The 12466-nt window shown below is 43.9% G+C and carries 10 protein-coding genes; all 10 read left to right on the plus strand.

What is annotated here, in order from left to right; all coding sequences use genetic code 11:
• Positions 1–28 precede the first annotated feature (28 nt).
• The 10 genes from ETB99_RS01490 (at position 29) to murD (ending at position 12441) form a co-directional block, all read left to right on the plus strand.
• A complete protein-coding gene (locus tag ETB99_RS01490; RefSeq protein WP_129000078.1) occupies positions 29–922 on the plus strand; it encodes a 2-dehydropantoate 2-reductase in 894 nt (297 codons plus the stop codon).
• The gene (locus tag ETB99_RS01495; RefSeq protein WP_077429499.1) at positions 919–1314 is read left to right on the plus strand and encodes a DUF3397 domain-containing protein; all 396 of its coding nucleotides are present in this window, start codon (positions 919–921) and stop codon (positions 1312–1314) included. Before ETB99_RS01490 ends, ETB99_RS01495 begins: the two co-directional genes overlap by 4 nt.
• A 19-nt stretch (positions 1315–1333) precedes the next feature.
• On the plus strand, positions 1334–2944 hold the full coding sequence (bshC, locus tag ETB99_RS01500) for a bacillithiol biosynthesis cysteine-adding enzyme BshC (RefSeq protein WP_129000079.1): 1611 nt from the start codon (positions 1334–1336) through the stop codon (positions 2942–2944).
• A 152-nt stretch (positions 2945–3096) separates the two neighbouring features.
• Positions 3097–4029 (plus strand): 16S rRNA (cytosine(1402)-N(4))-methyltransferase RsmH, encoded by a 933-nt coding sequence (rsmH, locus tag ETB99_RS01505; RefSeq protein WP_035020299.1) that lies wholly within the window; start codon positions 3097–3099, stop codon positions 4027–4029.
• A 15-nt stretch (positions 4030–4044) separates the two neighbouring features.
• A complete protein-coding gene (ftsL, locus tag ETB99_RS01510; RefSeq protein ID WP_006321443.1) occupies positions 4045–4407 on the plus strand; it encodes a cell division protein FtsL in 363 nt (120 codons plus the stop codon).
• Positions 4408–4413: 6 nt separating this feature from the next.
• Positions 4414–6591, plus strand: coding sequence for a penicillin-binding protein (locus ETB99_RS01515; protein ID WP_171699752.1), 2178 nt, complete (start codon positions 4414–4416; stop codon positions 6589–6591).
• A 65-nt stretch (positions 6592–6656) separates the two neighbouring features.
• Positions 6657–8573 (plus strand): stage V sporulation protein D, encoded by a 1917-nt coding sequence (locus tag ETB99_RS01520; protein WP_077429496.1) that lies wholly within the window; start codon positions 6657–6659, stop codon positions 8571–8573.
• Positions 8574–8642: 69 nt separating this feature from the next.
• Positions 8643–10109 (plus strand): UDP-N-acetylmuramoyl-L-alanyl-D-glutamate--2,6-diaminopimelate ligase, encoded by a 1467-nt coding sequence (locus ETB99_RS01525; RefSeq protein ID WP_077429495.1) that lies wholly within the window; start codon positions 8643–8645, stop codon positions 10107–10109.
• A 23-nt stretch (positions 10110–10132) separates the two neighbouring features.
• Positions 10133–11107, plus strand: coding sequence for a phospho-N-acetylmuramoyl-pentapeptide-transferase (mraY, locus tag ETB99_RS01530; RefSeq protein WP_077429494.1), 975 nt, complete (start codon positions 10133–10135; stop codon positions 11105–11107).
• On the plus strand, positions 11107–12441 hold the full coding sequence (gene murD, locus ETB99_RS01535) for a UDP-N-acetylmuramoyl-L-alanine--D-glutamate ligase (protein WP_171699753.1): 1335 nt from the start codon (positions 11107–11109) through the stop codon (positions 12439–12441). Before mraY ends, murD begins: the two co-directional genes overlap by 1 nt.
• Positions 12442–12466: the final 25 nt, after the last annotated feature.

Here is a 12466-nt window from a genome sequence, read left to right on the forward strand (position 1 = left end):
CATAGGAAAAAAAGAGGAGGATCGCATTGTGCGCATCGGAATTATAGGGGGCGGAGCAGTCGGCTTATTGACGGCAGCGTATTTCAGTAACCACTATGACGTGACGGTTTATACGCGTCGGCAAGAACAAGCAGAACAATTATGTACGCATGGGCTGACGGTCATTTGTGGCGATGAACGGACGACGCATCGTGTTCATGCTGAACCGTTCGTTCGTGAAACGAATGTAGATGTGTTATTTATAGCGGTGAAACAATACGACTTAACAAACATATTGAAAACAAACATGCATATGCTTCGAGCGGACGCTGTGATGTTTTTGCAAAACGGCATGGGGCATGTGTCCCATTTACCGCACATGCCTCATCATCATATTGCGCTTGCGGTTGTTGAACATGGCGCGTTCAAAATCGACGATACGACGGTTTCCCATACGGGTGTCGGTAAAACGAAATGGAGCGTATGGCGCGGAAAAAAAGAAACGTTTTCTTTTCTATATACGACAGATGCCCGTTTTCCGTTCCAATATGTCGGCGATTGGGAAACGATGTTAATTGAAAAATTAATGGTGAACGTTGCTATTAATCCGCTTACCGCTCTATTGCAAGTACCAAACGGCATGTTAGTGACACATGCGCCGTATCGGCAAGCGATGGAACAGTTGTTTCATGAAGTCACATCTATTTTTCAGATTGAACAGCGAGAACGTATATGGCAGCATATTGAAACGGTTTGTCAACAAACGGCTGCCAATCGCTCATCGATGTTGCGTGACATCGAGGCGGGGCGAATGACGGAATTAGATGCGATTTTAGGCTATGTGATTGAGCGAGCGAACGAGCGATGCGTCCCAGCCCCAATTAGCGCGTTTTTATATGCGCTTATGAAAGGGAAACAATTAGAGGGGGAGACGGAGAGATGAAAGATATACTCACCTCTTTCATTGCTATCATGATTGTTATGCCGTTTTTGTCGTTTTTTTTTATATTTACACTTGCCAAAGCTATTTTTAAACGAAAAGGAAAACGGGCGTTTCATTTCGCTGTGAACGGATCGACCATTTTTTTTATTTTTGCTGTTCATGTTTTATTGCAAGCCGTTTTTCAACGATCGTATATCGTTGAATTGCTTATTTTTTTTATTGTAACATTTATGATTGGGATGATTTTATATTGGAAAAAAACGGGCGATGTATCGTTACAACGAACGTTTAAGTTATATTGGAGAATGCAATTTTTATTATTTGCAACTGCTTATATGGGATTATTTATATATGGGGTCATCCATCGTGTCATGATCGCATTTTCATCATGAATGAGAAAGGAAGTTTACAATGGAAGTTATCGAGCTGTCTTTGCCAGCAACGAACCGTTTAGCTACGGAATATATTGAAGGGACGTTTCCTGTTCACGAGGCGTTCCATCCTTGTTCTTTTGAAGAACGTTTGCATGAGTTACAAAAGCGGACGTATGCCCGCGATGCGCTCGTTCATCATTTACTTGCGTATCATAAACAGTTTCAAGCAAGTGAAGAAACGATTGCAAACATTGAAAAATTGCGTCATCGAGAAAGCGTCGTCGTCATCGGCGGGCAACAGGCAGGTCTTTTAACCGGACCGCTCTATACGATATATAAAATCATTTCCATCATTACATTAGCAAAACAGCAAGAACAACAGCTTCGTGTGCCGGTCGTTCCGGTATTTTGGATGGCATCTGAAGACCACGACATTGCAGAAATTAATTACGTCCATGTCGCACAACGTGGAAAAGTGAAAAAATATGTGTATTCGCCACTCGCGAAAGAAAAGCGAATGGCTGCTCGCATCGATCTTGATGCAGATACATTGAAACAATGGATAGATGACATATTCAAAACATTTGGCGAAACAAATGTAACAAACGAATTGCGTACGTACATATACGAATGCATGGCAACGTCAAAAACGGTGGCCGACTTTTTCGCGACGATCGTACTTAAGCTGTTTGCGAAAGAAGGAATCGTAATTGTCGATGCAGCACATCCGCATTTGCGGACGATTGAGCGCGAATGGTTTATGACGCTCGCTCGTGAACACGAAGCGATTACAACTGCGTTGCAAACTCAACAACGACATCTCGCCCAACTCGGCTATGAGCAAGCGATTGATGTATCGCCGATGTGCGCACATTTATTTTATGATGACGGTCAACGTCGCTTGCTATATTATGACGATGATCAACATTGTTTCTACACAAAAGATGGGGTGTATCGTTTCACGCGAGACGAATTAAGACAGCGAATCGAAAGTGAGCCGCAATCGTTTAGCAACAACGTTGTTACACGACCGCTTATGCAAGAATGGTTATTTCCGACGCTCGCTTTTATCGCTGGTCCGGGGGAAATTGCTTATTGGGCGGAATTAAAACGAGTATTTGAGCATTTCCATTGGCATATGCCGCCGATCGTGCCGCGCCTTTCGCTCACGCTTGTCGAGCGTCATATTGCTACGGACTTGGCGGATGTGCAAATGACAGTAGCAGAGGCGTTGACAAACGGCACGAAGCAAGCGTTAGAGGAATGGGTGCGCAACAATCAACCTGTGGCGTTTGATGAGACGTTTCATGAAGCGAAAAAACAGATAGCGCACATTCACGAGCAACTTCGCCAACTCGGCATGCAAGTCGATCCGCATCTTGAAAGAGTGATGTTGAAAAATGCCGAACGAGTCGAGACACAAATCGATTATCTTCAACAATTGATTACACGGCGCATGTTGCAAAAACATGACGTACATGTGCGCAAATATGAACGCATTGAACTGTCGCTTCGCCCGAACAATATGCCACAAGAGCGGGTTTGGAACGTGCTTTACTATATGAATCGCTACGGCTTAGACTTTGTTGACCGTCTTCTTCATGTCGATTATCGTTGGAACGGAATGCATAAAATTGTATATCTTTAACTATTTTCGTCGATAAAAAAATCCTGTCGCGTACAGGATTTTTTTTATGTACAATAGAATAGTTCGGAAGTAAGTAGTGAATTTTGTGAAATGATGGTACAATACAATTGCACTCATTTTTTATGTATATGTTGTTTAGGTAGGTGACATCATTGTTTCATCACGTAACCGTATTATTGAAGGAAACAGTTGACGGATTAAATATTAAAAAAGATGGCACATATGTAGATTGTACGCTCGGGGGAGCTGGACATAGCGAATATTTATTATCGCAATTATCGCCAGAAGGAAGACTATTTGCCTTTGATCAAGATGATATCGCGATTCGTCATGCGCAACAGCGACTTGAACGATATCGTGGTCAGTTTACGATCATTAAAAGCAACTTCCGCTATTTGAAACAACAGCTGGCGCTTTACGGTGTGCATGAAGTCGACGGCATTTTGTTCGATCTTGGTGTATCGTCCCCGCAGTTAGATATGCCTGAGCGTGGCTTTAGTTATCAACATGAAGCACCGCTCGACATGCGTATGGATCGTGACCAAACGTTGACAGCATACGACGTTGTCAACACATGGCCGTACGAACAGCTCGTGAAAATTTTTTTCCAATATGGTGAAGAAAAATTTTCAAAAGCGATCGCTCGTAAAATTGAGCAAACACGCAAGCAAAAGCCAATTGAAACGACAACAGAACTTGCGGAAGTCATTAAAGAAGCGATTCCCGCACCAGCGCGTCGAACAGGGGGACATCCAGCCAAACGTGTGTTCCAAGCGATTCGCATTGCAGTCAACGACGAATTGCGCGCGTTTGAAGAAGCGATTGAACAAGCAATTGATCTATTAAAGCCCGGAGGAAGAATTAGCGTCATTACGTTCCATTCACTAGAAGACCGCATTTGCAAAATCGCATTTAAACAAGCAAGTGAAACACCGCACTTGCCGCCAGGATTGCCGATCATTCCAGATGAATATAAGCCGAAATTAAAAATCATTACAAAAAAACCGATCGTCCCGTCTGAAGAAGAATTGCAACATAACCATCGTGCACGATCTGCAAAATTGCGCATTGCTGAAAAACTGTAAAAAGGGGGAAAATGTATGGCTGCTGTTCGCATTCAACAAAAAGTACAAAAAGTACAACAAGAACAACACGTCCAACGCGCGCCAAAGAAAAAGCGAAAACGAAATATACGTTGGACGATTGGGGAAAAAATGGTGTTCGTTTCGTTTTTTGCCTTCGCTTTATATAGTAGCGTCACAATCGTTTCGAATCAATTTACGATTTATCATGTCAATAAAGAAGTGCAACAATTACAAACAAGCATTGAGGAGCAAGAAAAACGAAACCGCGATTTATACGTACAAGTGCAAGAGTTAAGCACGTATGAGCGCATTTTAGCGAAAGCGAAAGAACTTGGCCTTACATTAAACGAAAATAACGTAAAAGTTGTGCAGGACTGATGCAAAATGAGAAAGCATAAACATACGCATAACGGAGCAGCTATATGTTTTGTTTTTTTTAGCTTGCTCTTTTTTATATTGTTTGTACGTTTCGTTTATTTACAAGCTACAGGTGTTGTAGATGGACAAGTGTTAGCGGTCGAGGCACAAAAACGTTATTTCAAAAAACAAACGCTTGAAGCGAAGCGTGGAACGATTTTCGACCGAAGCGGAGAAGTAATTGCTGAAGACATTCCTTCGTATACAGTGGCCGCCATTCTCGATCCGAACATGCCGCAACATGTGACCGATCCGGAAGAAACCGCACGTAAACTTGCGCCGCTATTAAACATGAATGTAGCGGATGTCGAGCGCATTTTAAAAAGGAAGGCGAAGCAAGTTGAGTTCGGCCCGAACGGCCGCGGCATTAGCCAAACGGTGAAACAAAAAATTGAGGCGTTACAGCTTCCAGGCATTACGTTTATACGCGATTCAAAACGATTTTATCCAAACGGTACGTTCGCGTCATACGTTGTCGGCTACGCCCAAAAAGATGAGACGCTGGAAGAAGTTGTTGGGAAAATGGGCATTGAAAAGCAGTTTAATGAGCAGCTGAAAGAAAAAGACGGAGAGATCACGTATGAAAGCGACCCAAAAGGATTTAAACTCCCATATGCAGATGAACAAATCGTTCCACCGCAAAACGGAAAAAACATTTATTTGACGATTGATAAACATATTCAAACGTTTTTAGAAGACGCGATGAATGCCGTCGAAAAACAATATACACCGAAAAAAATGATCGCCATTGTCGCTGACCCGAAAACTGGGGCGATTTTAGCGATGAGCACCCGTCCGAGTTTTGATCCGAACAAACGAAACATCGAAAACTATTTTAACGATGCGATTTCGTATCCGTATGAACCGGGATCGACGATGAAAATTTTCACGCTCGCCGCTGCGGTGAATGAAGGGGTGTTTGAGCCGAATGAAACGTATCAATCCGGTTCGTATCAAATCGGTCCTCATCGCGTTCGTGACCATAACAAAGTCGGGTGGGGGAAAATTACGTTTCTTGAGGGAGTACAGCGCTCGTCAAACGTCGCATTCGCAAAAATTGTGCGTGAAAAATTAGGGGAAGATCGCTTTTTACAATATTTGCATCGTTTCCGTTTTAACGAACCGACAGGCATTGAATTGCCGGGTGAAAAAGATGGAAACATTTTGTATCGTTATCCGATCGAAAAAGTGACGACAGGATTCGGACAAGGAACGTCAGTCACACCGATTCAACAAATTCAAGCAGCAACCGCCATCGCAAACGGTGGAAAAATGATGAAACCGTACGTTGTTGACCGCATTGTTGACGGAGATACAGGAAAAACAGTGATGAAGCACGAACCTGTTGTTGTCGATACACCGATTTCAAAAGAAACCGCTGAAAAAGTACTAGACATTTTAGAAACGGTCGTCACATCTGAAAAAGGAACAGGGCGTCCGTATCAAATTGAGGGTTATCGCGTCGCAGGAAAAACAGGAACAGCCCAAATCCCAGATCCAGAAGGCGGGTATTTAACTGGGCATCAAAACTACATTTTTTCATTTTTAGGGATGGCGCCGCGTGAAAATCCGCGCTTAATTATGTATGTTGCTGTGCAACAACCGAACATTTCATATACAGAAACAGGGGCAGCACCTGTATCGATGATTTTTAACTCGGTGATGAAAAATAGTTTACAATATTTAAACATTGAACCGACCGTTAAGAAAAAACAAGTGAAAAAAGAAAAAAGCATCGCTCTTCCTTCGTATATTGGTCAGTCGGTGGAGCAAGCAACACAGTCATTGAAAAAACAAGGATTACATGTGACGGTCATCGGAAAGGGAACGAAAGTGCGTGCCCAATTTCCACAAGCAGGCGAATACGTCGTTGCGCCGGATCGCGTGTTGTTGCAAACGGACGGAGATGCGATCATGCCGGATGTGACAGGCTGGTCGTTGCGCGATGTCATGAAGCTCGCTGAATTGTTGCAACTTAAACCGAGCTTTATCGGAAGCGGATACGTATTTAGGCAAAATATTACGCCGGGGGCAGTTATCAAACAAAACGACTATATGATTGTCGAGCTTGCGAAACCGTCAGACATCGATGAAAAACAACGAACAAGCAATGAACAGCAAGAGATAGACGGCCCAGTCGATTAGTTCTATATAAAACGGTACAAGCATATAGTGGAACGAGCCGAAATAGATGAAGGAGGTTCCGCTGTATGCGTGCAGTAACTGTTCGAAAGCGATTGACGGCTGTTTTATTGGTCGGATTTTTCATTTTTGCGATTATTGACATTCGTCTCGGTTATGTACAATTTGTTTTAGGAGATATGTTAACAGAACGAGCGAAAGATTTATGGAGTCGAAACATTCCGTTTGAACCAGAGCGTGGGGAAATCGTCGATCGTAACGGAGTGCCTCTCGCAACAAATATGAGTGCCCCATCCGTGCTCGTCGTTCCACGACAAATTGAAAACCCATCGGAAGTGGCGAAAGAGCTTGCGCGCATATTAAATATGCCGGTAGAAAAAGCGTATAAACATGTGACGAAAAAAACGTCGATTGAACGTATTCATCCAGAGGGGCGAAAAATTTCAAACGAACAAGCGAAACAAATTCGCGATTTAGGGATGAAAGGAGTATACATTGCGGAAGATTCGAAGCGTTATTATCCGTTCGGGAGCTATTTATCACATGTACTCGGCTTTGCAGGTATTGACAATCAAGGATTAATGGGACTTGAACTTTACTACGATAAACAGCTAAGCGGAAAACCGGGTTCCGTTCAATTTTATTCCGATGCGAAAGGAAAACGCATGCCTGGGATGGCGGATGCGTACACGCCACCCGTGGATGGACTTGATTTAAAATTGACGATCGATACACGTGTACAAACGATTTTAGAGCGCGAGCTAACGATTGCGGAAGCGACGTATCGCCCTGACGGAATTATTGCGATTGCGATGAATCCGAACAACGGAGAAATTTTAGGGATGGCAAGCCGTCCGGCATTTGATCCCGCTGATTTTCAAAACGTGCCACCTGAAATTTTTAACCGAAACTTACCGATTTGGAGCACGTATGAACCGGGATCCACGTTTAAAATTATTACGCTCGCGGCAGCGTTAGAAGAAAAAAAGGTCGATTTATTGAAAGAACATTTTTATGATCCAGGACATGTGAAAGTGGCAGGAGCGACGTTGCATTGTTGGAAGCGAGGAGGACATGGCGACCAAACGTTTTTAGAAGTAGTACAAAACTCGTGCAACCCGGGATTCGTTGAACTTGGTGATCGACTCGGCAAAGATAAACTATTCGAATATATTCGCGCGTTTGGTTTCGGTGAGAAAACGGGCATCGATTTGCAAGGGGAAGGAAAAGGAATTTTATTCCCACTTCATCGCGTTGGACCGGTCGAACAAGCAACGACTGCTTTCGGTCAAGGGGTAGCTGTTACACCGATTCAACAAGTGGTAGCGGTCGCTGCTGCGGTAAATGGAGGGATTTTATACCAACCATACATCGCAAAAGAATGGCTCGATCCGGTTACAGGAGAAGTAATTCAACGACAAACACCGAAAGCAAAAAGAAGGGTTATTTCCGAGGAAACGTCTAAACAAATTCGTTATGCCCTCGAAAGCGTGGTAGCCCAAGGAACAGGGAAGGGAGCGTTTGTCGACGGTTACCGCGTTGGCGGTAAAACCGGAACAGCTCAAAAAGCGAAAGACGGTCAATATTTAAAAGACAACCATATCGTTTCATTTATCGGTTTTGCGCCAGCAGACGATCCACAAATTGTTGTATACGTGGCGGTCGATAATCCGAAAGGCACAGTACAATTTGGTGGTGTCGTCGCCGCTCCGATTGTTGGAAACATTATGGAAGATAGCTTGCGCGCGCTCGGTGTCAAACCGCGCAAACAGCAAATTGAAAAAGAAACGACATGGCTCGACCCACGCTATGTAGAAGTGCCAAATTTAATCGGTTTAACAAAAAAAGATTTGCAACAGCAACTTTTTAACTTAAAATTAGATGGTAGTGGCGAAGGCGATACGGTTGTTGAACAGGCGCCGAAGCCTGGAGTCAAAGTGAAAGAAGGAGCGACGATCCGGGTTTATTTTGGAACGAAACGGTAAAGCCTAGAGGAAGTATCCTCATGGCTTCTTTTTCTGTTTAGATAAGAAAAAAAGAAAGGAACGATCGGTATGAAGTTACAAACGTTACTTCAACATTTACATAGCTTTACCCCACTTGCAACAGAAAATCCAACGATTACATCGATCGAAATGGATTCAAGGGAAGTCAAACAAGGTTCATTATTTGTTTGCATCAAAGGATTTACAGTAGACGGACACGATTTTGCGGAACAAGCTGTCGCGCGCGGAGCAGTTGCAGTCGTGGCAGAAAAACCGCTCACATTGCCTGTGCCGGTCATTTATGTGAACGATAGCCGACGTGCCCTCGCTGTATTAGCCGACGCCTTTTACGGTCAGCCGACGCACCACCTTCATTTAATTGGGGTAACAGGAACGAACGGAAAAACGACGACGACGCATCTTATCGAACGCATATGCCGTCACGCTGGAAAAAAAACCGGACTCATCGGTACGATTAACATGAAAATTGGCGATGATACGTATGATGTAAAAAATACAACACCTGAATCGCTTATTTTACAAAACATGTTTCGGAAAATGGTTGATGCGCACGTGGACGTCGTTGCGATGGAAGTATCGTCTCATGCGTTACATATGGGGAGAGTACACGGATGCGATTTTGATGTCGCGGTGTTTACAAACTTAACGCAAGACCATTTAGACTATCATCAAACGATGGACCATTATCGTTGGTCGAAAGGGCTGTTGTTTGCGCAACTCGGTAACCGTTTTGATCACCGACGTCCAAAATTTGCGATATTGAATGCAGACGATGCTGCCTCAGAAGAGTATAAAAAAAGTACGGCCGCAACAGTTGTGACGTACGGCATTCATCATAAAAGCGACATTATGGCGAAACAAATTGAAATAACTACAAGTGGTACGACATTCCAACTTGTTACCCCAATCGAAACGGTACAAGTGAGAACGAAGCTTATTGGCATGTTTAATGTTTATAATTTGTTAGCTGCAGTAGGCGCTTGTCTCGTTTCAAACATTCCGCTCTCTACGATTGTCGAAGCGATTGCCGATATCGAAGGTGTTCCCGGTCGCTTTGAAGTTGTCGATGCCGGACAACCGTTTACTGTCATCGTCGATTATGCACACACACCAGATAGTTTAGAAAACGTATTGCAGACGATTCGACAGTTTGCGAAAAAACGTGTATTTGTCGTCGTCGGCTGCGGTGGAGATCGCGATCGGACGAAGCGACCATTGATGGCGCAAATCGCAGTCAAATATAGCGACGTACCGATTTTTACATCCGACAATCCGCGTTCAGAAGATCCGCTCGTCATTTTAAACGATATGAAACAAGGGGTAGCCGAAGACGTCGTATGTATTGTCGATCGAAAAGAGGCGATTACATACGCCATTGAGCAAGCCGAAAAAGACGATATCATTTTAATCGCTGGAAAAGGACATGAGACGTATCAAATCATCGGGAAAGATGTGTTCCATTTTGATGATCGTGTCATCGCACGCGAAGCTATTCAACGAAGAAAAGATAAATAGGAAATGAGGAAGGTGCAACGATCATGAACGAGAAAGTCATTTTGTTCACGGCAGGGCTTGCCTTTATTATTACCGTTGTGTTATCGCCCATTTTCATTCCGTTTTTAAGACGATTAAAATTTGGGCAAAGCATCCGTGAAGAAGGACCACAATCTCATCAAAAAAAATCAGGTACGCCGACGATGGGCGGGTTAATGATTTTATTGTCGCTTTCTATCACCACATGGATCATGAGCGATATATTTTTTGAACGCACAGCGCACACATACATGTTGTTGTTCGTTACGGTTGGCTACGGCTTGCTCGGATTTATTGATGATTTCATTAAAGTCGTCATGAAGCGCAATCTCGGTTTGACGAGCAAACAAAAACTAGCTGGGCAATTGCTTATCGCGCTCGTATTTTACTTTTTCTTTCAACGTTACAACATGTCAACCGTCGTCTCCATTCCCGGAACAGACGTGTCCATTGATTTAGGTGTCGCTTATGTTTTGCTTATTATTTTTATGCTTGTTGGCGGTTCGAATGCAGTCAATTTAACGGACGGCTTAGACGGGTTATTAGCGGGAACAGCAGCGGTTGCGTTCGGTGCATATGCTGTCTTAGCATGGAACCAAGGGCAATATGACGTGGCTATTTTTAGCGTTGCGGTTGTCGGTGCGGTGCTTGGATTTCTCGTGTTCAACGCGCATCCTGCGAAAGTGTTTATGGGGGATACCGGTTCCCTTGCGCTTGGTGGGGCGATTGTGACGATTGCCATTTTGACGAAACTTGAAATATTATTAGTCATTATCGGTGGCGTATTCGTCATTGAAACATTATCTGTCATCATTCAAGTCATTTCGTTTAAAACGACAGGAAAACGCGTGTTTCGTATGAGCCCGCTTCATCATCATTACGAGTTAATCGGCTGGTCGGAGTGGCGTGTTGTCGTGACGTTTTGGGCAGTTGGCTTATTGTTTGCCATCTTAGGAATTTATATTGAGGTGTGGGTATAATGTACAACGGAAAAAAAGTGTTCGTATTAGGTTTAGCGAAAAGCGGATTGGCAGCAGCAAAACGACTTCGTGAACTCGGTGCGGATGTCGTTGTCAACGATCGCAACGAACCGAGCGAGCCAGAAAAGCAACAGTTAGAAGCGCTCGGCGTTCGTCTCGTATGCGGAGGACATCCGCTTGAGTTGCTTGATGAGCCGTTCGATTTCGTCGTAAAAAATCCGGGCATTCCATATACAAACGCGCTCGTTCAAAAAGCGCTCGTCAAACACATTCCGATTATTACGGAAGTCGAAATTGCGTATGAAACGTCAGAAGCGCCGATTATCGGCATTACAGGTTCAAACGGAAAAACGACGACAACGACCTTGATTTATCACATGTTACAAGAAGCGAAACGTCGTCCTTTGATCGCCGGAAATATCGGAACAGTTGCATGCGAAGTCGCGAAACAGGCGACAAAAGATGATGTTATCGTCATGGAATTATCTTCGTTCCAACTGCTCGGGACGATTCGCTTTCGTCCGCATATCGCCGTGTTGTTAAACATTTTTGATGCACATTTAGACTATCACGGAACGAAAGAAGCGTACGCAGAAGCGAAAGGAAACATTTTTAAAAACCAAACGGAAACGGACTACGCGGTCGTCAACGCCGATGATCCAATTGTCATGCAATTAGCGAAAAAGAGCCGTGCGCAACACGTGCCGTTTTCTGTGAAAACACCATTATCGTACGGAGCGACGGTGAAAGAAGGAGCCATTTATTTTCATGACAAGCGCATCATCGATATTACAGATGTAGCGCTACGTGGAACACACAATCTCGAAAACATATTGGCCGCTGTTGCGGCTGCAAAACTCGCAGGTGCAGACAACGAGGCGATTCGCCGTGTCTTAACGACGTTTACAGGCGTTCCTCATCGCTTGCAATTTGTCGCTGAAATCAACGGAAGAAAATTTTATAACGACTCAAAAGCGACAAACATATTAGCGACGCAAAAAGCGTTAAGCGCCTTTCATGAGCCGGTCATTTTACTTGCCGGTGGGTTAGACCGCGGCAACGAGTTTGATGAGTTATTGCCGTACTTCAAACATGTGAAAGCCGTCATTACATTCGGGCAGACGGCACCAAAAATTGAGCGCGTTGCGCGCGAAGCAGGAATACAGCAAGTGAAACGTGTCGATAATGTGGAACAAGCAGCTTTTGCCGCATATGAATGGTCGTCACCGGGCGATATTATTTTACTTTCCCCAGCGTGTGCAAGTTGGGATCAATATAAAACTTTCGAACAGCGTGGGGACATGTTTGTACATGCGGTGCATAAGCTTAAATAAGACGAATTTTAAGTAAATTGAGGTG

The sequence above is a fragment of the Anoxybacillus sp. CHMUD genome (genome assembly GCF_013096965.1).
GTDB lineage: Bacteria > Bacillota > Bacilli > Bacillales > Anoxybacillaceae > Anoxybacillus > Anoxybacillus kestanbolensis_A.

Coding starts and splice junctions, on each gene's coding strand:
- ETB99_RS01520 (WP_077429496.1), top strand. CDS start 6,657: ATGCGTGCAGTAACTGTTCGAAAGCGATTGACGGCTGTTTTATTGGTC.
- ETB99_RS01515 (WP_171699752.1), top strand. CDS start 4,414: ATGAGAAAGCATAAACATACGCATAACGGAGCAGCTATATGTTTTGTT.
- bshC (WP_129000079.1), top strand. CDS start 1,334: ATGGAAGTTATCGAGCTGTCTTTGCCAGCAACGAACCGTTTAGCTACG.
- ETB99_RS01495 (WP_077429499.1), top strand. CDS start 919: ATGAAAGATATACTCACCTCTTTCATTGCTATCATGATTGTTATGCCG.
- ftsL (WP_006321443.1), top strand. CDS start 4,045: ATGGCTGCTGTTCGCATTCAACAAAAAGTACAAAAAGTACAACAAGAA.
- mraY (WP_077429494.1), top strand. CDS start 10,133: ATGAACGAGAAAGTCATTTTGTTCACGGCAGGGCTTGCCTTTATTATT.
- ETB99_RS01525 (WP_077429495.1), top strand. CDS start 8,643: ATGAAGTTACAAACGTTACTTCAACATTTACATAGCTTTACCCCACTT.
- murD (WP_171699753.1), top strand. CDS start 11,107: ATGTACAACGGAAAAAAAGTGTTCGTATTAGGTTTAGCGAAAAGCGGA.